Origin of the sequence: Paenibacillus sp. FSL K6-0108 (assembly GCF_045040695.1) — a bacterium.
Taxonomy (GTDB): domain Bacteria; phylum Bacillota; class Bacilli; order Paenibacillales; family Paenibacillaceae; genus Paenibacillus; species Paenibacillus pabuli_B.
Window position 1 is genome coordinate 442145 of sequence record NZ_CP150288.1, and the last position, 21221, is coordinate 463365.

General features: G+C 45.0%; 21 protein-coding genes. 11 read left to right on the forward strand and 10 right to left on the reverse strand.

Features of this window, described 5'->3' with window-relative positions:
* Positions 1-221: 221 nt before the first annotated feature.
* The 3 genes from MHB49_RS02195 to MHB49_RS02205 form a co-directional block, all read right to left on the reverse strand.
* Positions 222-1334 (reverse strand): PAS domain S-box protein, encoded by a 1113-nt coding sequence (locus MHB49_RS02195; RefSeq protein ID WP_405154850.1) that lies wholly within the window; start codon positions 1332-1334, stop codon positions 222-224.
* A complete protein-coding gene (locus MHB49_RS02200; protein ID WP_405154851.1) occupies positions 1327-1977 on the reverse strand; it encodes a response regulator in 651 nt (216 codons plus the stop codon). The genes MHB49_RS02195 and MHB49_RS02200 overlap by 8 nt, the downstream gene beginning before the upstream one ends.
* 148 nt (positions 1978-2125) lie before the next feature.
* Positions 2126-2557, reverse strand: coding sequence for a GAF domain-containing protein (locus MHB49_RS02205; protein ID WP_405154852.1), 432 nt, complete (start codon positions 2555-2557; stop codon positions 2126-2128).
* Positions 2558-2940: 383 nt separating this feature from the next.
* Here MHB49_RS02205 and MHB49_RS02210 point away from each other — a divergent pair, with 383 nt between their 5' ends.
* Entirely contained in the window at positions 2941-3717 is a 777-nt protein-coding gene (locus tag MHB49_RS02210; RefSeq protein WP_405154853.1) for a Crp/Fnr family transcriptional regulator, read from the forward strand.
* 132 nt (positions 3718-3849) lie between these two features.
* On the opposite strand, the gene MHB49_RS02215 is transcribed toward MHB49_RS02210, so the two are convergent.
* The 3 genes from MHB49_RS02215 to MHB49_RS02225 all read right to left on the reverse strand — a co-directional run bounded on the left by MHB49_RS02215 (position 3850) and on the right by MHB49_RS02225 (position 5079).
* Positions 3850-4392, reverse strand: coding sequence for a GNAT family N-acetyltransferase (locus MHB49_RS02215; protein WP_405154854.1), 543 nt, complete (start codon positions 4390-4392; stop codon positions 3850-3852).
* Positions 4393-4479: 87 nt separating this feature from the next.
* A complete protein-coding gene (locus MHB49_RS02220; protein ID WP_247900382.1) occupies positions 4480-4635 on the reverse strand; it encodes a hypothetical protein in 156 nt (51 codons plus the stop codon).
* A gap of 153 nt (positions 4636-4788) precedes the next feature.
* Positions 4789-5079 (reverse strand): hypothetical protein, encoded by a 291-nt coding sequence (locus MHB49_RS02225; RefSeq protein WP_405154855.1) that lies wholly within the window; start codon positions 5077-5079, stop codon positions 4789-4791.
* Positions 5080-5299: 220 nt separating this feature from the next.
* Here MHB49_RS02225 and MHB49_RS02230 point away from each other — a divergent pair, with 220 nt between their 5' ends.
* The 3 genes from MHB49_RS02230 (at position 5300) to MHB49_RS02240 (ending at position 8896) form a co-directional block, all read left to right on the forward strand.
* A complete protein-coding gene (locus MHB49_RS02230; protein WP_405157021.1) occupies positions 5300-6811 on the forward strand; it encodes a DUF6359 domain-containing protein in 1512 nt (503 codons plus the stop codon).
* Positions 6812-6962: 151 nt separating this feature from the next.
* The gene (cdaS, locus tag MHB49_RS02235) at positions 6963-7592 is read left to right on the forward strand and encodes a sporulation-specific diadenylate cyclase CdaS (protein ID WP_109999333.1); all 630 of its coding nucleotides are present in this window, start codon (positions 6963-6965) and stop codon (positions 7590-7592) included.
* A 197-nt stretch (positions 7593-7789) separates the two neighbouring features.
* The gene (locus tag MHB49_RS02240) at positions 7790-8896 is read left to right on the forward strand and encodes a Glu/Leu/Phe/Val dehydrogenase (protein WP_405154856.1); all 1107 of its coding nucleotides are present in this window, start codon (positions 7790-7792) and stop codon (positions 8894-8896) included.
* Between the two features lie 197 nt (positions 8897-9093).
* Here MHB49_RS02240 and MHB49_RS02245 read toward each other — a convergent pair whose 3' ends face one another.
* Entirely contained in the window at positions 9094-9708 is a 615-nt protein-coding gene (locus MHB49_RS02245) for an esterase/lipase family protein (protein ID WP_405154857.1), read from the reverse strand.
* Between the two features lie 120 nt (positions 9709-9828).
* Here MHB49_RS02245 and MHB49_RS02250 point away from each other — a divergent pair, with 120 nt between their 5' ends.
* Positions 9829-10005 carry a hypothetical protein gene (locus tag MHB49_RS02250; RefSeq protein ID WP_405154858.1) on the forward strand — a complete coding sequence of 59 codons (177 nt, stop codon included), beginning with the start codon at positions 9829-9831 and terminating at the stop codon, positions 10003-10005.
* Between the two features lie 107 nt (positions 10006-10112).
* Positions 10113-10742, forward strand: coding sequence for a hypothetical protein (locus MHB49_RS02255; protein ID WP_405154859.1), 630 nt, complete (start codon positions 10113-10115; stop codon positions 10740-10742).
* An 88-nt stretch (positions 10743-10830) separates the two neighbouring features.
* Here the strand turns inward: MHB49_RS02255 and MHB49_RS02260 are convergent, their stop codons facing one another.
* Positions 10831-11694: a LysR family transcriptional regulator gene (locus tag MHB49_RS02260; protein ID WP_405154860.1), complete on the reverse strand. Its 864-nt coding sequence runs from the start codon at positions 11692-11694 to the stop codon at positions 10831-10833.
* A 180-nt stretch (positions 11695-11874) separates the two neighbouring features.
* Here MHB49_RS02260 and MHB49_RS02265 point away from each other — a divergent pair, with 180 nt between their 5' ends.
* Positions 11875-12918, forward strand: a complete 1044-nt coding sequence (locus MHB49_RS02265; RefSeq protein ID WP_405154861.1) for an alkene reductase — start codon at positions 11875-11877, stop codon at positions 12916-12918.
* Between the two features lie 70 nt (positions 12919-12988).
* On the opposite strand, the gene MHB49_RS02270 is transcribed toward MHB49_RS02265, so the two are convergent.
* Positions 12989-14194, reverse strand: a complete 1206-nt coding sequence (locus tag MHB49_RS02270) for an MFS transporter (RefSeq protein WP_405154862.1) — start codon at positions 14192-14194, stop codon at positions 12989-12991.
* 262 nt (positions 14195-14456) lie between these two features.
* Here MHB49_RS02270 and MHB49_RS02275 point away from each other — a divergent pair, with 262 nt between their 5' ends.
* Entirely contained in the window at positions 14457-15032 is a 576-nt protein-coding gene (locus MHB49_RS02275; RefSeq protein WP_247902994.1) for a TetR/AcrR family transcriptional regulator, read from the forward strand.
* A 103-nt stretch (positions 15033-15135) separates the two neighbouring features.
* Here the strand turns inward: MHB49_RS02275 and MHB49_RS02280 are convergent, their stop codons facing one another.
* On the reverse strand, positions 15136-16260 hold the full coding sequence (locus tag MHB49_RS02280) for an LLM class flavin-dependent oxidoreductase (RefSeq protein WP_192262559.1): 1125 nt from the start codon (positions 16258-16260) through the stop codon (positions 15136-15138).
* Between the two features lie 269 nt (positions 16261-16529).
* On the opposite strand from MHB49_RS02280, the gene MHB49_RS02285 reads away from it, so the two are divergent.
* From MHB49_RS02285 to MHB49_RS02295, 3 genes are all read left to right on the forward strand, one after another.
* Entirely contained in the window at positions 16530-17924 is a 1395-nt protein-coding gene (locus MHB49_RS02285) for a transcriptional regulator (RefSeq protein WP_405154863.1), read from the forward strand.
* A gap of 258 nt (positions 17925-18182) precedes the next feature.
* Positions 18183-19556, forward strand: coding sequence for a helix-turn-helix domain-containing protein (locus MHB49_RS02290; protein WP_405154864.1), 1374 nt, complete (start codon positions 18183-18185; stop codon positions 19554-19556).
* A 24-nt stretch (positions 19557-19580) separates the two neighbouring features.
* A complete protein-coding gene (locus MHB49_RS02295) occupies positions 19581-20939 on the forward strand; it encodes a helix-turn-helix domain-containing protein (RefSeq protein WP_405154865.1) in 1359 nt (452 codons plus the stop codon).
* Positions 20940-21221 lie beyond the last annotated feature (282 nt).

Sequence of the window (21221 nt, forward strand, 5' to 3'; positions counted from 1 at the left end):
GTACAATTTGTATGTAGCATTCATATTCTAATGACGAATCGTAATGGGAGTCAATATATTTATTGTAAATGTTGAATGTATACGATTCAGAGCTTTCATTTTGTCATTTTTACCAATCGTAGGTGATGAAAAGAGCAGAATGCAGCCCTATATCGAAAAAAAGACTGTCCACGGAACTCATCCGTAAACAGTCTTCTATCTAAAGTATAGATTGGATTGAGTTATTGAATAGTTTTGGGTAGGCAAAGGGTGACGATTGTTCCTTCTCCAGGCTCGGAAGATACCGATAAAGTACCTCCAGCTCCACGGGCTCGCTCCTCCATGCTAAACAGACCAACGCCGTTACCAGCTGTTGTGCCGTTGAACCCTGCGCCTCGGTCCACAATTTTCACAACGGTTGCCTCTTCCAAATCTTCCACCATCACATGTGCCTCTGACACATCGGCGTACTTCGCCACATTGGTTAACGCCTCCTGAATAATGCGGTACATGGCAATCTCCCGGTTCATCTCAAGTCGTCTTCGCAGATTGCATTCCAGTTCCACTTCAATCCCGTAGTGGCGGGTATAGTTCTCAATATAAGTACGAATGGCAGGAACGACACCAAGATCATCCAGTACGGAGGGTCTCAGCTCCCACGCCATGCCGCGTACATCCTCCATAATACCCGTAACCTGTTTTCGGAGTGCTTCAACACCAGATTGAGGTTGGTCTGCCAGCAGACGATCCATCTGAATGACAAGGGAGAACAGACTCTGTCCAATGCCGTCATGCAGTTCACGGGAGATCCGACGCCGTTCCTCTTCCTGAATATTCATGACCTGAGTCATCATTGTCTGTAACTCGGCTTCGACCCGCTTCAACTTGGTTACCTCACTACGAACAGCCAAATATTGATAGGGCTCACCATCGTTATCGAGAAAAGGCACAATGGTTGTATTCACCCAATAATGGCTGCCATCTCTGGCACGGTTACGAATCTCTCCGTTCCACACTCGTCCGGAAGAGATCGTTTCCCACAGGTTTTTCATAAAGTTCTTGCCGTGATAACCCGAATTAATGATCCGATGATCCTGACCGATCAATTCTTCCCGATTATATTGTGAAATTTCGCAGAACTTATCGTTTACATACTGGATTTTTCCTTTGCGGTCCGTGAGGGCTACAATGGACGACTCATCCAGGGCAAACTTCAGATCACTGAGCTGATGCAGGGAGCCTTTCAGTCTGCTGCGGAATTCATTATCTGTAATGTGACTGTCGATTTCCTCTAATAACTGACGCACAGGTTGGTCGGCAAATCCGCTAAGTCTGTTTTTACGTGTGCTACTCAAAGTTCAGCAACCCCTTTTTCATCGCAAACTTCACCAGTTCCGGTCTGGTTCGAAGGCCAAGCTTCTCCATCAGATTGCTTTTGTGAGATTCGACCGTTTTGACACTGATCACCAGATGTTCAGCAATTTCCTTGTTGGCATAACCTTTGGCAATCCAGGACAAGATTTCCTTCTCCCGCTCCGATAACGTGTCATACGGTCCGGTGTTCTCCTGCTTGGCTTTATCCAGATATTCGCTCATCAGCCGCTTGGTCGCACTTGGGTACAGATAGGCGCTACCCTCAGCTACGGAACGAATAGCGGCGAGCAATTCTTCATGCGGCGCGCTTTTGAGAATATATCCGGATGCTCCCGCGTGGATGGCGCGGAACAGATATTCTTCATCGTCATGCATGGTCAGTATCAGAATCGAGACATCTGGCATTAATTTCTTCAATTCAGCGGTAGCGGTCAGACCGTCTTTACCTGGCGGCATGCTAAAATCCATTAATACGACATCGGGCTTCAGCTTTTGTGCCTTGGCAATAGCTTCGTCGCCATCAGCCGCGTCTCCAACAATATGTATGTCATTCTTTCCGTCGAGCAGGGCGATCAGCCCGGAGCGTACGACAACATGGTCGTCAACCACTAATAATTGAATCACATCATTTTCCTCCTGTCCGGTTCCACAGTTCTGTCTTTATCATACCAAAAAAGAAAGCCATTCAGAGGTTAATCTCTGAATGGCTTTCGGAGTGACGTCTTAAAATGAGAATTTGCAAAATGACCCTGTGCAGTCGAAACGGATTTCTTTATCCATACACTTTGGGCTGCAGCTGTATAGCGACCTGTTCGGTCTGACGGACCATCTCCGGTGAGAACATGCAGGGTAATCTGCTGCCAAGGAGCAGCACGGCGCCAGGAACACTTCCTTTCTGGAACACAGGCACTGCTATGGCACACACCAATCGCTCTGCAAGCATTAACGGGCAATGGCCGGGTGAATGCTCCCCGGTGGATTGTGCATCAGATAGCGCAGTGCGTCCAGTCCGAAGCGCTGTGCCAACCAGGTCTTGTCCGGGACGCATCTCCATGCGTTTCACCCGTTCGTTGCTGGCGCCGGAGGTATACTTCCAGCGCAGCATCGTCCCGGACAGACAGGCCAGTCCGCAAAAATCGCTGGAGGTATTCAGGCGCAGGCCGTCGATCATCTCCTGAATGCCAGATGGCAGTTCATCATGCATGAGAGGACACTTCCTTTTTTGGAATCATACCGTTCGTTACGGTGTAATCATTATTCATATCGTTATCCTGTGGTCAGGGACATCTTAAAATAAGGGTATTTCGCTGCTGCTTCTATTGTAGCCCCTTTCTTCCGTATTGTAATTCAGGGAAAACCCCTATTTCCGTTCTGCAAATTGCTGATCCTGTATATGGACAGTCATCAAGGCCAGTAACGACAAGGTTTTTTTAACTTGCATAGTCGTAAAGGTGCCTTATAAGTGTGACTTATCTCACAGCAAATTCAGGGAGTTTCCCGGAGAGGTTCAGGTAATCCCCCGATAACCCTTGCGCTGTATTCGCGGTATGATGGATACATAAGGAAACACCAAGGGGGACGATGGTAATGGGTACGGTATTCACAGAAAGAGCAACCCAGGCGGCACAACAAGAACAGACGGAGGCGAGCAAGATGACACGTGAGACAGGTGGAATCCTTTCGTTCGTGACAGCTGAACAATGGGGCTTGATCGAAGCGAAGATGCAGCCTAAACGGGTAAAGTCGGGGTACAGTCTCTTTCTGGAAGGCGATGAAGCCGGATATCTATACTACATTCGTTCCGGAAGAGTGAAGCTGACCAAGTCGACTGAGGATGGGAAAGAAATCATTTTATCGATTCAGCAAACTGGTGATCTGATTGGGGAGTTCGGCGGGATCGGCGGATTAACTCATAGCTATAGTGCAGAGATGACTGGCAAAGGGGAACTGGGAATTGTATCGCTCAGTGATTTGGAAAGCGTGCTTAGCAAACATGGTGATCTTGCCTTGAAATTCCTGCAATGGATGGCGCTCGCCCAGCGTATCACCCAATCGCGTTTCCGTGACCTGTTGCTCTATGGTAAGGCAGGTGCGCTCGCATCGACATTGATTCGCGCCAGCAATTCGTATGGCAGAATTACGCCGGATGGCATCGTGCTGGACATGAAGCTGAATCATACCGAGTTATCGGAGATGATTGGTGCCACGCGGGAGAGTGTAACACGTATGCTGGGAGCCTGGAAAGAACAGGGGACGCTGGACACCGTGGATGGAAAGCTGATGATTCGGGATCTGTCAGCCTTGCGCTGCATGTGCGGATGTCCCACATTTCCAAGCTGCCCGGTAGAGCTGTGCCGATTATAGCGGGGTAAGCAAGTTTAGCAGGGATACACCTTCGATGGCGATTGGGGTCGTTACGGAGAAAAAAGCTGATGTCCGATTTACTCGGGGTCAGCTTTTTTGGCGTAGTTATATGTTTTTTTGTTGTAGGCACGATTAGCGTCCAACGTTTGCACCTGCATATTCCTTTGCAAGAATCGAATATAGACACGAATCATGATATTTCCCTTTGTAAAACCAATGTTCTCGCATCAGACCTTCACGCTGCATGCCAATCTTCAGCATAACCTTCTCTGAGGCCACGTTGTTTGGGCGGCATTTCGCATAGATACGATGTACGCCAAGTGTATTGAAGCCAAAGCCAAGCATCGCTCGGGCTGCTTCAGCAGCATATCCTTTTCCCTGGTAAACGGGATTGAGCACATAACCGATCTCTGCGTTCGTCTTTTCGATGTGAAGGCCAACACCGCCGATCAGGATGCCCTCATTTTTCAAGCATATCGCCAGTTCGAAGCCCTCACGTGGTTGTGTTTGCTGTAAATTCAGCACAAATTCCACATAAGCCTGCGTATCTTCTTCCGTATTCGGTCCCCATGCCGTGTGTTGAGTAACTTCTGTCATGGATGTGTAGCTATGTATACTTTTCCAGTCTGTCTCCACAATATCCCGGATGATGAGTCGTTCGGTCTCCAATTGCATCGCTATTCCCCTCCTAGTAAAACAAAAATAGCCCATTAACCGATTCGTGTAAAGAATGGGTTATTGGACTATCTACATATAGGCATGCTATTGTGGTTGTTTATATTCAACTGCGGGATAAGTATAAGCCAGCTTGCGGATAATTTCCTTTTGCCATTTGGTGTCACCCAGGTTGGTTGCCAGGTTCAGAAGATCCAAATAATCGTCAAGCTGCAGATCAGCCTTTTGCAGAGTTGTATTCATTCGATGTTCGTTCCCCTTTATCTATAAAATCGTTAAGTCATGTAAAGTAGACAGAAGACTTGAGACAAGCTCAAGAATGATAATCATTATCACAGCTATATGTTTATTATGCAATGAACGATGGCAAAATGCAATGCCAAGGCTCGAATAATCTTAACTTTTTTTCGAAAATAGGCTCATCCACAGCAGATAGGGAATGTACACACCCAGATATGCAGACGGATACAGGAACCATCCATTCAACAGGAAATGGTGAATTTCGGTGGTGAACGTCGTCATATGGGCATTCGTAGCATACACATCGCCTGCAATGACAGTGGCCGCACTATAGAAGCAGAGCAGGGCAAGTACATGGAAAACACGGGTCACCATCTGGGAGCGAAACGCAACAAAAACCATAATAAGTGGAACAATCAGCAGGAGCAGAAGAAATAGAAACTTCATCGTACAGGTCTCCTTTGGGATACTTTTGTTAACCAGTATGGGCAACTGATGTAAGTTCCAAAAGTTTTTTCAAACATTTTACAAAAAGAAAGAGGAATTCATCATATGAACAATTAAATTAAAGGAGGATAACCCATTATCAGGTAATGACGAGGAGGAGAAGGCAAGTATGAAGAAGGCGATATGGCAGCATTGGATCGGGGCGTTCCTGGTCTTCATCATGATGGCAACGGCATTGCTTCAACCTGGTTCACAAAGTCCGGTGCAGGCCGCTGCAGCACCACTTACGGTATCGCAGGCCATCGCTGCCCAGAGTGGCGGAGGAACGGCAACGGTAGAAGGATATATTGTTGGACATGCTACCGGATCGCTGACAGCCAAATTTACATCTCCTTATGCCAATGATTTTAACTTCCTGATTGCAGATTCAGCGACAGAGAAGACCAACGCGAAACTGCTCGACGTGCAGATTCCAGCGTCGTACCGCTCACAATATGGACTAGCTTCCAACCCGAATCTTGTGGGTCAGAAAGTTATTGTGACTGGAACACTTGGTGCCTACAACAGCTATGCAGGGGTCAAGAATCCTACCTCCATCGCACTCTCCTCTGGAACAACCAATCCTGATCCTGATCCGGTCACAACGCTGCCGGATGGTACAGGGAAAAAAGTATTGTTCGACAACACGCACGCTCAGACAGCCGGGGCCGCGGACTGGGTTATTGATGGTGCATTTTCGGACTTTGCGAATGGTTTGCGAAACGCAGGCTTTACCGTGGATCAGCTTGAACGCAGCATCCCGTATACCTTCGGCGAGCAAGCCATCACCTTTAATAAATTGAAAGACTATGATGTCTTCGTTATCGGCGAAGCGAACGTGCCTTTCAAAGCGACTGAGCAGGCTGCGCTGCTGCAATATGTACAGAATGGTGGCAGTGTCTTCTTCATTGCTGACCACTATAACGCAGACAGGAACAAAAACCGCTGGGATTCCTCTGAGGTATTCAATGGCTATCGGCGGGGTGCATTCTTGAATCCAGCCAAAGGCATGTCGTCAGCAGAAGCTGAATCTCCAGCCATGCAAGGCGTGACCAGTTCCGACTGGTTGGCATCCAACTTCGGTATTCGTTTCCGCTACAACGCACTGGGTGATGTTAATGCAACAGATATTGTCGCACCTTCCCAGTCGTTCGGCATTACAACCGGTGTGAGCGCAGTAGCCATGCATGCAGGTTCCACACTTGCCATTATTGATCCGAACAAAGCCAAAGGTCTGGTGTATGTTCCGAGCGGTGTATCTAAATGGGGCAACGCGGTAGATCAGGGCGTATACAATGGCGGCGGACGGGCTGAAGGCGCGTACGCAGCAATTGCCAAGGTCGGTGCAGGTAAAGCAGCATTTATCGGTGACTCCTCACCTGTAGAGGATGCCACTCCAAAATATCTACGTGAAGAAACAGGCGCTGCCAAAACAACGTATGATGGCTTCAAAGAAGTAAACGACGGTGTATTCCTTGTGAATACCGTGAAATGGCTTGCAGTGAAAGAAAGCTATACCAGTCTGTCTCAGGTGTCTGGACTGACATTGGATACGCCGACAAGTCTGCTTGCGATTGAAGCTCCGGCTTCATCGACTGAGCCGCAAACCGAGCCATGGGCAGTACCGGCTGCAGGCTATAAATGGTACGATCCTACAACGTTTAAAGCTGGTTCGTACGGCAAAGCGCAGTAAGACAAGCAGGAAGGTAGATGTATGGAGAATCGGCCTGTCCGCAGTGATTGCGGACAGGCTTTATTGTGCATAAATGCCCGGAGTAGAGGGAAACGTATGGGTAATTATGAATGATGAGCGAGATGCCAAGGTGAGGAGGAGGAGGAGGACAATGATGAATCGGCAAGCAGACTGCGACAGTTCAACAATGAGGCAGAAACTCAAAGCAGACCTTCATCGTGTGGCAGATCGAATGAACCAGACGTTATCCACCTTTGATCATGACAGTGTGTGTCTGCTGGGCCAATTTGCGGAGATTCGGGCCGAGATCAAGCATATTGAGGTGCTGGCCTCTTCCTTTTATCTGGATTGTTATCTGTCTCCCTTCACGGAGAAATTTGCAGAATTGACTGCCAGTGTACAGCATTTGTCGGATCGCCGATATGGTGCGCTCATTGTAATTGAACGGGAAGTGCCGCTTGAACCGATTATCCATTCAGGGGTTGCAGTCGATGCGAGAGTCACTCATGCATTGCTGGAATCGCTGTTTATACCGGGTGCACCTCTGCATGATGGGGCTGTACTGATTCGAGGCAATCAGATTGTATCTGCGGGTAATGTCCTGCCTCTGTCACAGGCCATTACGCGTGAACGGAAGATTGGCACACGGCATAGGGCTGCTCTCGGATTGAGTGAACTGACGGATGCGGTTGTGCTTGTGGTCTCGGAGGAGACTGGTCAAGCTTCATTCGCCGTGGGTGGGGATCTGCATCCCATCAACGTGGTTGAAACCTTGCCATGATCACTCGTCGCTATAATTTTTTACCGATTCCATGCTGGAATAACGAACCTTTTTCCCTGTGAAGAGAGAAAGGTCTTTTTGTTACATCGTAATGTGATTTTGCACAAACTAGATCATCATGGGTACAATAGAGGGTGGAAGACGAAACGGATGAAGGCGATTTGGATCGCAAAAATGGTTGGAGGAGACGGTTACACATGAGCTGGTTTGAAGCAATGGAACATCACGATTATGAGGAACTGGTACTGTGCCAGGATAGAGCCTCTGGTTTAAAAGCAATTATTGCTATTCACGATACAACACTCGGTCCTGCGCTGGGAGGCACACGGATGTGGACTTATGCTTCTGAGGAAGCGGCCATTGAAGATGCCTTACGCCTTGCGCGGGGAATGACATATAAACATGCTGTATCCGGATTGAATCTGGGCGGAGGCAAAGCCGTAATTATCGGGGATCCGCGCCGTGACAAAAATGAAGCGATGTTCCGGGCCTTTGGCCGTTACATTCAGGGACTGAACGGACGATATGTCACCGCAGAGGACGTGGGAACCACAGAAGAAGATATGAATCTGATCTATCAGGAAACCGACTATGTCACAGGTATATCGCCAAGCTACGGCTCCTCCGGTAATCCATCCCCGGCAACAGCCTGGGGAGTATATCGAGGCATGAAGGCCGCGGCGAAGCAAGCATTCGGCACGGATCTGCTGGAAGGCAAAACCGTGGCTGTACAGGGCGTGGGCAATGTGGCGATGCGTCTTTGCAAATATTTGTACGAAGAAGGCGCGCATCTTATCGTTACCGATATCCATAAGGATTCCGTGAAACAGGCTGTGGATCAATTCGGTGCAAAAGCGGTAGACCCTGCCGACATTACCGGAGTGGATTGTGATATTTATGCTCCATGTGCATTGGGGGGTACAATTAATGACGATACGTTGAAACAGCTCAAGGCCAAGGTTGTGGCAGGCTGCGCCAACAACCAGCTGTTGGAGCCGCGTCATGGTGACAAGCTGCATGAGATGGGAATCGTATACGCACCAGATTATGTAATCAATGCAGGTGGCGTAATTAATATTGCGGATGAGCTGAACGGCTATAATGCGGATCGAGCCTGGAGTAAGGTTGGGGAGATCTACAATAATCTGGAGAAAATCTTTGACACGTCGCGGACTGAAGGCATCGCAACATATATTGCGGCGGATCGTCTGGCTGAACGCCGGATTGAACGCATGAAGAATACACGCAGCACGTTCCTGCAAAACGGTCATCACGCGCTGAGTTCCCGCAGATTGCGCGGGTAAATTTTAAGGATGCATTGAAATGGATTAGAGTGTGTCATGAAACCTCTGTCTGAGAGCTGAAGTGGGCCTTTAACGTGGCTGGAGCGATAATGAACCTGAGACTTGTTATTCATGGATTAAAGCGTCTGCTGTTCCTAACGATTGTACAGATAAAAGGCGGGCGTCTGTATGGATGCCCGCCTTCTTTATCATTTGTTTTACTTCAAGGCGTTCATGATGTGGCTTTGAACACCACGATCAATTAACAGGCCGATATGGGTCACCCCGAAAATGCGAATATTGTTCGCCCCGTTCAGTGGGGATAACGTATTGTTCACAATTAAGTCCGACGTACTGTAGATGGAAGTATATGCAATGCCGTTTGGTGCCGATCGGGCCACAAGCCGGTTGGGAGAGCCAAGTGTGATCACTTTGCCTATATTTTTCCCACCACCGAGGTTGTTGATATAATACAGGGTGTTGGCTCCGCCCATGCTATGAGCAATGATATCGACCTGGCTGGCGCCGGTCTTCCGCAGGACATCATCAATATAGGTGGATAACTGACGTGAATTGGTGATATTGTTTCCCGACTTGTCCAGGAAATCGATGGCGTACAGGTCACTTCGGGAATAACCTTCGTTTATTAGCGCTCTTTCGATACTGGCAAAGTTAAATCCTGCGCCTCCAATACCGTGTACAAGTACAATGGGATTGCGCCCATTGGCAGCCGCTGATTGCTCCGCACCGGCAGGGATGGACATCAAAGATAACGAACTAAGGAAGAACAGACAGGTTAAGACGCAACGTAGAACAATAGATTTCCTCAACATTAATACCCTCCTTTGGAATGTATATCCATATTTCACCCTCTTAATCTATCATTATTTGTAATTAAAAGGAATAGTATGGTATTAATGAAATTTAAAATATATTTTGAGGGGAATACATACATGCTGGTTTTGGCTGTAGTGGTGACTGTAATTACGGGAATGATTTCGCTGATCCATATTTTGTTTGGATTAAAGGATTTAGGGGAAGGCATGAGATTGTTGGTTAACATGTCAGAGTTTTTATTTTTTCTATCTCTGCTGTTCATCTTAGTGAAAAGTGGGAAAAAGCTTCTATAGATAATAACGTACTTAAAAATATTACCATTTCATTAATTGGATTATTAAACCATAAGTGGTAAGGTGAATATATGAAATTTTGATTTAACTTAACTAAAAGGAGGAGTATGATGCGCAGATATTCATGGTTAGCAGGTGCGATGGTACTCGCATTTATATTGATTACAGGCTGTAGTAATTCTACTGCGGATGAAGGGACGACTGAACCGGGCGTGAATATACCATCCGGGCAGGAAGATTCATCCGGCAATGGAGGAGGAAGCACGACTGAGGGAACAACGGAGGTCCCACCTGCTTCGGAGAGTGATGAGAAAGCAATGCTTACAACCGCTGATCTATACAAAAAGGCTGAATTCACAGTGGACAAATATGATGAAGAGCACACAATGACTCGAGAGGCATTGGAGGCCAAAGGAGAGATTCTGAAGCCGTTCCTGACTTCCAAATATTTTGTTGCGAAGATGGCTGATCGCAATATTGCACTGCCGCTTCAGGTTGCGAACAAGGAGAGCGTTACACTGCACCCGGAAGATATGAATTTCAGTGTGAAGGAAAATAGAGGAGATTCGCTCCTGATTACCTATACGTTAAATCTAATCCTCACCGATAAGAACGGCAAGGAAACTCGTAACATTCCGCTCGAAGGGGACATTACGTTCCTTCAGGAAAATAATCAGTGGCTCATACAGGATGACACCTACAACATCAAGGAGCTTCAGAATTTGGTGTATGAGTAAACGCGGTTAGCGCTGTAACATTCTGAGAGCCGGAGGCATTATCAAACAAAAAGAGAGATGTTAAAGATCGCATCTCTCTTTTTTTATTTCAAAATGTAATACACTTCTGGTTCAGCAGCTTCACAAATCGATCCAGCGCGCTGCTGACGTATCGATCTTCGCCACGGACAAAGGTCGTTGTGGTATGTGTGAATCGTTCAGCCAGATCGTATACCGAGAACTCATCCGGTTTCTTGTGAATAACGCTGCAAGGCATAATGGTAAAAGCAATCCCCGACTCCACACAGCTAAGCAGGTTATCCATCGTGCTGACCTCAATCATATTGCGAGCAGACAAACCTTCTTCCTGCAAATATTCCTCCGTCATTTCACGGTATGGGCAGCCTTTTGGGAAAACGACCCACGAAACCTGACACAGGCTTTCGGGTGGAACGTCCATCCGTTTGGAGATGATATGCACCGTGTCCTGCATTTCATATTCCACTTTCAGCCCCTCTTTTACACACGCTCCACTAATAAAGGCACCATCAATCTCATACTCCTGTATTTTCTTGCGCAGCACTTTGGGTGAAGTAGCATTAACAAGTGAGATGGAAACCTCGGGATAGGTCACCTGGTATTCATTGAGAATTTCCATGAACCGGCTGGATGCTGCCGTCTCCACAATCCCGATTTTTAATGTGCCTGAAGGCTCACCGGGATCAGTCATATCCTGCTCCAGATCGTTTAACAGGTCACGAATGCGTGTCGCATATTGGACAAACTGTTCTCCTTTGGAAGTCAGTACTACCCCTTTGGGGAAACGGTTGAACAGCTGCACCTGATATTCCTGCTCCAGCTTTTTGATGCGTGTGGTGACGTTGGATTGAGCGTAATTCAATTCTTTGGCGGCCTGTGAGATTTTGCCGGACCGTGCCACCGCGAGAATAATATCGATATCCGAGAGTTCCATGACTCTGGCCTCCTGAGTTGTAATGAAATGGGATGTTAGGTATCTCTATGAGAGATACATCTATATATTTCAATCATTTTACGATATATATATGCCGGCTTACAATATCGTTATCAACAGCTTTTACAGAGCAATGGAATCATGCCAAATGCTGACAATGGAGAAGGAGTTGTGCTGAATATGTCTACATTACTGAGCCCGGTGAAGATTAACGAATGGCATTTGAGAAACAGATTGGTGATGGCACCTCTTACCCGAGGGTTTGCCAATGATCAGGATGGGACTGCGACGGAAGAGATGGTGGCTTATTATGAGCGACGTGCCCGGGATGGTGTGGGGCTAATCATTACAGAGGGCATTAACCCCTCGCTGGCAGGCAAAGGAACCTATGGCATCCCCGGATTATATACGGCTGAACAGACCAACTCATGGAAGAGAGTGACGAATGCCGTCCATAAACACGGCGGGACCATTATCGCTCAGCTGTGGCATGTGGGCAGACTGTCTCACTCCGATCTAATCGGTACCCTGCCGCTGGCACCTTCGGAGATTCCTGCTCAAGGAAGAGTTCATAAATTGCATAAACCATATCAAATACCTCAAGCTATGAATGTGCAGGATATCCACGATACCATTCAACAATTTCAAACGGCCGCCCGCAACGCGGTACGGGCTGGATTCGACGGAATTGAGCTGCATGCAGCCCATGGTTATCTGATCGATCAGTTTATTAATGAGAAGACGAACCACAGAACGGATGAATACGGAGGCGACATCCAGGGACGATTGCGTTTTCTGAAGGAGATCATTATTGCAGTCCAAAAAGAAATCAGCGTGGATCGCATATCGGTACGATTTTCCGAGAAAAAAGATGATGACCCTTCCTATGTCTGGTCAGACAAGGCTGGCGTGCTGAACGCCTATCTGAATCTGTTCCGCGAGACAGGCATTACAATCCTGCATCCTTCAACAGATCGGTACACCAGAGTGTGGGATGGGGAGCAAAATTTCCATGAAGTGATTCGCGAGCAGTGGGATGGAATCATCATTGGCGTAGGGGATCTTGAGGCAGAAATCGCAGAGCAGGCTGTACAAAATGGGAGCATTGATCTGGCAGCGTTCGGCAGACCATTTATCGCTAATCCCGATCTGGTGCATAAATGGCGTACGGGGCAGCAGTTGGTCGAATACGATGCGAACAAACATCTTTCTGTTTTGGTGTAAATGTAGAAAGAAAAGGGCAGGAGCTGATCCTAAAGATCACTCTGCCCTTTATTTGCGTATGGAAGGATGGTTATGGGTTACTTACGACGGTAACTTTCTTCTCCGTTAAGTAGTATACGAGTGCCAGCAGAGGCATGACCAGACCAATCAATGTGGTGAGACTCCAACCCCCGTGTGCATAGGACCAGCTGCCAAGAGATGATCCAATCGCCCCTCCTACAAAAAAGATCGACATGAAGATTCCATTTACCCGTCCTCTTGCTTCACTCAGCGAATAGATGATGCGCTGTCCCAGCACCAGATTGCCCGAGACTGCCATATCCAGCGTGATAGCAACGACCACAAGCAGAATAAGGGTAGCGGTAGAGTGGCCCTGAAACACATAGGCAAGCCCAAAAGATGCAGCCGCAATGACCATGGCGAGTCCGGTTAATATGCGGGTAAACCCTTTATCCGCCCATCTTCCGGCAATAGGTGCTGCGATAGCACCTCCGACACCAGCCAGTGCAAACCAGGCAATTCCCTGCTGGGACATGCCATATTCATTGGCGAGCTGCAAGGGAACTGTAGTCCAGAACAAGCTGAACGCGCCAAACAGACTGGCTTGATAGAGGGCTCGGCGGCGGAGCATTGGAAATGTTTTGAGCAGGGAACCCAATGAGAGGATCAATTGTCCGTAATTCATTGCAGGTTGTGGCTGACGTGCAGGAAGTGCGCGTAACAGAAGCAGTGCTAGCAGTACGGTCATGATTGCAGAGAAGACAAAGACCGCTTGCCAGCTGAGCATACTCGTAATAAAACTTGCGACAGGCCGAGCCAGCATGATGCCCAGCAGCAGACCACTCATCACATTCCCAACGACCCGTCCGCGCTGCTCCTCCGAAGTGAGGTAGGTGGCATAAGGGACCAGAATTTGCGCAACGACGGAACCGATCCCGATAACGAGGGAAGCCGTCAGAAATAATACAGCATGGGAAGAAAAGGCGGCGGCAATCAGTGCAACGACCAGAATGACAAGGAAAAAAGTGACCAGCCTTTTATTCTCCACAATGTCACTGAGCGGAACAATAAACAGCAGGCCAATAACATAACCAATCTGTGTTAACGTCACAATCAGTCCAGCAGCAGCAGAGGAAAGCCCTGTTGTAGCGCTGATCGGTCCAATAACCGTCTGGGCATAATACAGGTTTGCCGCAATCAGCCCACACGCCGCAGCCAAAAGTAAAATCAACCAGCTTGGAACCGGGTTAGCCTTTACTACGTTTTGCATATGCATAATCATCATCCTCCACATGTTCTCAAATTCATTTTCATTAATGTACTCGTATATTGAGATGTTAATTACTAAACGATGCGTTTACTAATTATAGACATATAATAAACTAAACGTTTAGTATTGTAAATAGGCGTGGGTAATTTTTCTATTATCGAAGTAAAGTGAGCTTGAAATTGTTTAATGTATCGGTGATTTAGTATAATGAACGTATCGTTTTTATGAATTACAGATGGTTTTGTTAGTTATACAAGGAGGGCTTATGATGACTGCCAAAAGAGGGCGTCCCCGCAATGTGGAAACCCAGAATGCGATTCTTGCAGCTTCCTATGATTTATTACTGGAACACGGCTTCGGAGCCGTTACGATCGAAAAAATTGCTGAACGTGCTAAGGTGAGCAAAGCAACGATATATAAATGGTGGCCTAGTAAAGGTGCTGTCATTATGGATGGGTACATGTCTGCGGCAACGGCACGATTGCCCGTACCGGATACAGGATCGGTATTTGAAGATGTGCGCATTCATGCGAGCAATCTGGTCGATTTTTTGATTAGCAGGGAAGGAAAAGTGATTACACAGATTGTCGGAGAGGGACAGTCTGATCCAGAACTTGCAAAAGAATACCGAACCAGATACATTCAGCCTCGTCGGCGCGAAGCGTGGGGAATTTTTGAAAAAGGTGTGGAACGGGGACAGTTGAAAAAGGATTGTGACATCGGACTGTGTATAGACCTCGTCTATGGAGCGATGTTCTATCGCATGTTGGTGACTGGCGAACCGTTAGATACTGAATTCGTGCAGCGTTCGTTGATTTCATTGTTTGAAGGCATTAAATCTTGATCATAGAGAAAGACATCTTGAGGGAGGGATAGGGCGATTCGCAAGAATCACCCTGAATGCAAAAGGTTTGTGGATGAATGGGGAGTGCGTGAGGAACTGAGCACTATACCTGGAAGATCGGTGAGATGGCTGGGGGCCATGAATCGGGAGAAGGCGAAGTGGAAGAGGGAAGTGACTGGTTCAAGATCGGAGATTCGTTCCATATGAAACTGGGGATTTCGCGTCGTAACACGGGTGCTACATCCTGGGCAAAGCGTTCTACCTGCTCCAGCTGCTCCGCATGACTGAGACCATCCACGCTGATGCTCAGTACCTGATGTCCATAGGCGGCATGGTAATTGAGGATCTTCTCAATGACCTGCTCTGGACTACCAATCAGTACAGGTCCGTGCGCAATGTTATCCTCCAGGTCCTTAAAAGGCGATTGGTTGTGCTGTGCAGCGGCCGTAGCATGGAATGCTTCATAATAAGGCGTATAACGACGAATTGCCTCTTCGCGTGTATTCGCGAGGTACAGACTGCCTGCCCCGGAGCCAACCACCGCTCGATTCGCATCATGACCATAATAATCGAGACGCTCCCGGTAATGGTCAATTAACGCTTTATATTTGGCCTGAGGGTGGAAGGAGTTCGAGCTAAATATCGGTTCGCCATACTTGGCTGCAAGTTCGGTAGAGCGGGTGCTCGATGCGCTGCCATGCCAGATCGGAATGGATTGCTGGAGCGGTCTCGGCTGAGTGGTAACCTCATGAAGGGGAGGGCGATACGTTCCCTGCCAGGTTACATTCTCTTCAGTCCACAGCCGTTTCAGCAGTTCGTAGCGTTCACCGAGTGAATCCCATTGTTCCTCTTCGCTAATGCCAAACAGGGGATAGTGCCGAGGATCATTGCCTTTCCCGATGATCATCTCCAGCCGTCCACCCGATAATTGATCCAAGGTGGCATAATCCTCGGCAACCCGTACCGGATCAAGTATACTGAGAACAGTAACCGTTGTTAGCAACCGGATACGTGAAGTCGCAGCAGCGACGGCGGTCAGCACGACGGGAGGTGAGGAAGACAGAAAAGGAGCGCCATGCCGCTCACCGATTCCATATGCATCGAACCCCAGCCGTTCAGCCAGTTTGGCTTGTTCCAGAATATTGTGGAACTTCTGTTGTGTTGTTAGTGATTCACCGGTTACGGCATTTGGAAGATTCATCATGAGACTAAATAGGGCAAATTTCATCTAACCATCCCCTCGGATTGGATTGGAAAAGCACCTGTGTTGTCTAATCCTATGGAAATAGTAGGATATTCAAGCTAAAGCTAACTTTACCATGTTGCCATGTATTCTTCTAATGGATTTTTTCTATAAGGCGGGTTAAAGTGGCTCATCCCTTGACATATGGGCAGGAAATTGCCACGATTTTTATTGACCGCTGTAAAATTTAGGATTAAAATTGTACATATCATAGAAATTCAAATTTATGGATTTTCATTGTGGAGGTGGGAGACATGGAACCTACAACTACGATACGCTCCTTTATTGAGGACTACATCAGGAAACAGGGCTATACCCTGCAATACTTTGCCGATATATCGGGTGTAAACGCCGGAACGTTAAGTGCGATCATCAAAGGGACGCGGCCAATCGCCATGGCTCAACTGGATCTGATTACCGAAGGCATGAAGCTGGAAGAGGGGCATTTCTACGAAATTTACGGCGCTGAGTGTTTTGTGGAGTCTGCACCACATTGGAGAAGGCTGGAGCCTTTCCTGCAACGTTGCGCCGAGTTGGACAAGCTCGAATGTATTCAGAGGATAGTCCAGCAAGTGACGGATGACCGCTCCTATATTTCCGAATTGTTTGAGATGGCAGAGGGCATGCTTGAACGAGGACAAAAGAAAGCGGCCCGCATGTTATATGAATGCGTTGCGGAGTGTGAGAAGTACCAGCACTCGGAACGTCTCGCGTTGTGCCAGTATCGTATTTTCACACTATCTCTAGGTCAGGATCAGCATGAAAATCTCAGGGCGGCAGTTCATTTTGAGCCATATATTAATAGGCTGGATGAAGAGCGGCAGCTGGATGCGATCAAGGATCTGGCGAATACATACTTGGCTTTGAGATATTGGGACAAGTCATTTTCACTTGCTGATGATCTGGGACGGAAAGCGGAAATTATCCAATCCTATACTAAGAAAGAAATAAGCAAAGAGAATAGGGTAACAGCCTACCCTTTATTTGTGTACCAGGCATATTCAAACTTGCTTAAAGCCACTGCATGCGAGTGGAAAGGTGAGTACACTGAGGCACTGTTATATACAAGAAAAAATGCTGAATTAGCTAGTGTTTTGAATTCTAGCGACGAAGATAAAGTTTATATCGATATGTTTAATAGATGGACTGAGGCCAACACCTACTTATATAATCTGATGATGGGGAAGAAAGAGGTTCTTCCGGTATATCTAGCTTGGGTTGAACAAAATGAAGGAGAAACTCTTACTGCTCTTGTTAAAATAATTGAAGCAGCAAATAATTTTGAAATGGATATAGATTATATTTTACTGAAATTTGATAATTCCTTTAATTTAATGCTGAGTGATAAAACCTTAACTGAAGGGTACAATGAGCAAATGAAGAATGATCAATACTCTAAACTTTTATTTGAACTGGCAATGTATCTTTTTAACAGAGGGCGGTACGCAGAAGGAATGAAAAAGCTTGTCACTTGTCTGAGTTCAGCTATTAGAATTAATAATTCTAATGACATAATACAATGTGTTGCTCTCTTTGAGAGGTATAGGTCTTTTGCATCTAAAGAAGTGGAAAATAACTATCGCAAACTAATGGAGGAGGTTTACGGCTATTATGAAAATAAAAAAAATCATGGCTATACTCTTGTTTAGTGTTGTGATTATTAGTAATTACCCTATAAGTCAGTCTGATGTGCAAAATCAGATATACACACCATCAGGACATGGTGCTGGAGTATTGTAAGATAAGGTATAAGAGATATTATCTATGGATACTTTATTGGTTTATTTCCGAATGCGGAAGTAAGCCTTTTTATGTTTTCATAGATTGACCGATGTAAAATACAGGATTAAAATAACATTTATTATATGTTATTGAATTATAAGTGATTAGATGATGGAGGTGTGATAATGGAAATGGTACCTAAAATAAGAGCACATATTGAGAAATATATGAGAGAACAAAATCTCAAGTTGCAGCATTTTTCCGATATTATAGGAATTAATGTTGGGACATTAAGTGCTATTCTTAAGGGTAGCAGACCAATGTCTATGAACCAACTGAATCAGATCACTTCTGCAATGGGATTAGAAAAAGGGTATTTTTATGAGAGTTATGGGGTGGAATCTTTCATTGAATCCGCGCCCCACTGGAGACGTTTGGAACCATACCTATACGAGTGTGCTGAACTTGGTAAATTGGATTGTATACAACAAGTTATCACTCATGTGACGGACGATCGATCCTATATAGAACAGTTATTTGAAGTGGCTGAAGACTTTTTTGCTAAAGGACTAAAAGAAGCAGCTCTTATTTTGTATGAATGTGTGGCAGACAGTGAGAAATATCAACACTCGGAGCGATTGGCCTTATGTCAGTATCGCATTTTTTTGCTTCATAAAACGCTGAATAAATTTGATAATCTTAAAGCGGCAATAAAGTTTGAACCCTATATTGATAAATTGAATGAGGAAGTACAGATAGATGCCATTAAAGATTTAGCTAATTTGTACAGCACATTACATATGTGGGATAAAGTTTGGGAGTTAGCTGAAGAACTAGAAAAGACAGTAGACTTTCAGCTTAATTTTCGAACCAATAGGCGGAAAAATAAAATGAGGATAGCACTTTATCCGATATTTAGTTATGAGGCTTATGCAAATCTATTAAAAGCATCTGTGTCTGAAAAGCGTAAGCAATATAGAGAAGCTTTAGAGTACACAGATGTTTATGAGAATATTATGAATGAATTTCAAAATCCAACTCGAGAAGAACAAGAATTGATAGAGCGATTCAAGGGCTGGGCTGAAGGTAACCGCTACTTATATAATTTAATGTTGGGTAATATCGAAGTTTTAGGTGCTTATCTAAATTTTTTGGATGCTAATCCCAAAGAGATCTTGACAGCTTTTGTTTACATTGCAAAGGCTGCTAATCAGTGGTCCTACAATATTGATCATGCGTTGAATAGGTTTGAAAATTACATCATCCAAATCAAGGTAGAGAAAAATTCCGAAGGAACATATAACGAGCAGTCTTCGAATCTGAAATATATACTTTTATTCTACGAACTTGCAAAATATAGGTTGAGTCAAAACCAAATTCAGCAGGGGATCGAATATTTGATTACTAGTCTTCAACGTTGTGTCTCAAGTAATGATGACATGATGTGTATCAAATGCATTGACTTATACGGAAAATATAGAGATCGGGCCAGTAAGACCCAGGAAGAGCAGTATACAAAACTAATAGATAAATTAGGTGTACCGACTTTTCGACCGTGAATTATCTGGGGGAGGACGATGAAGATGATGTCCAAAATACGTTTCTATATTGAAAATTACTTAAAGGAGAACGGATATAAGCTACAACAATTTTCAGAAATCGCTGATATTAATGTGGGTACATTAAGTGCTATCATCAGAGGAACCAGACTTATTTCAATGAATCAACTAGACCAAATCACATTAGCAATGGGTCTGGAACAAGGTTACTTTTATGAAATGTATGGTGTGGAATGTTTTATTGAGTCTGCACCTCATTGGAGAAGATTGGAACCGTTTATATATCGTTGCGCTGAGCTTGGCAAGCTGGATATTATTAAACAAGTCATCACTCATGTCACAGATGATCAATCCTATATTGATGAGTTATTTGATGTGGCAGAGAGTCTTTATAATAAATGCATGAATGAATCTGCACTCATTATATATGAATGTGTGGCAGACAGTGAGAAGTATCAACATTCGGAGCGGTTGGCCCTTTGCCAATACCGTATTTTTCTGCTTCATAAAACACTGAATAAATTTGATAATCTTAATGCCGCAGTAAAGTTCGAACCTTATATCGATAAATTAAATGAAGAAGTGCAATTGGATGCAATTAAAGACTTGGCCAATGTGTATAATACGATACATTTGTGGGATAAGGTCGAAGCATGGGCGCGGAAACTGGAACGAAAATCAGAATTTCAATTAAAAATTCAATCCCGTAGGCGAAAAATTAAAAAAAGGCTAACAGCCTATCCTCTTTTTACATATGAAGCCTATGCAAATTTATTAATATCAAGCGTTTACGATACCCGCAAGGAGTACGATAAGGCCATAAATTATCTGCAAAAATACATGGAGATAATTGAGATTGAGAATCCTACAGAAGAGGATCAAAAAATAATAGATCTATTTAAGAAATGGGGAGAGGGGAATCAATATGCATTCCGAATAATGCTAGGTCAGGAGAATGTAATTTTTCCTTATTTAGGATATTTAGAGAGCAATCCGGAAGAGATATTAACTGGTTTGCTAAATATATTGGAAGCAGCTAATCAGTATGGCTTTAATATTGATCATGCTTTGAAAAAGTTTGAACAACCGATTAATTTGTTTAATACGGACTTTCATAATAAAGGTAGTTATACCGATCAAATGATAGACCATGGATATAGAGTTTTTTATTATGAATTGGCAAAATATCAAATTAATCAATGTAATTATTCACTTGGAATTGATGCCTTACTTATGTGTTTAGATCTCTCTTCTTCAAGTAAAGATGATCTGATGTGCGTTAAATGTTTAGATTTGTACGGAGAGTATCGGAGCGAAGCCGATGAAAAACAGATGAACAATTACAAAAATGTAATAGAAAAGTTAAGTTTACCGACTTTCTGAGACAGTAAAATGCGTTGATTTATACGTAAAAAACAGACAGCAAGATAGTTGTTTTAGCAAGAGACGTATTCACAATTATTTAAGACGATAAATATAAAATAAAACAAACAGCCTATCTGCTTCTGAGGTAGGTTGTTTTGTGTTTTGAAAAAGGATTAATGCAATGCCTTTTCTAAAGATTTGTTTTTACAATATCATGCAAAACATATTATGTTCTAAAAAGCACTTATAGCCATTAGTGAAACTAATAGCTTACTCATATTAAATGTTTTTCTAGAATGT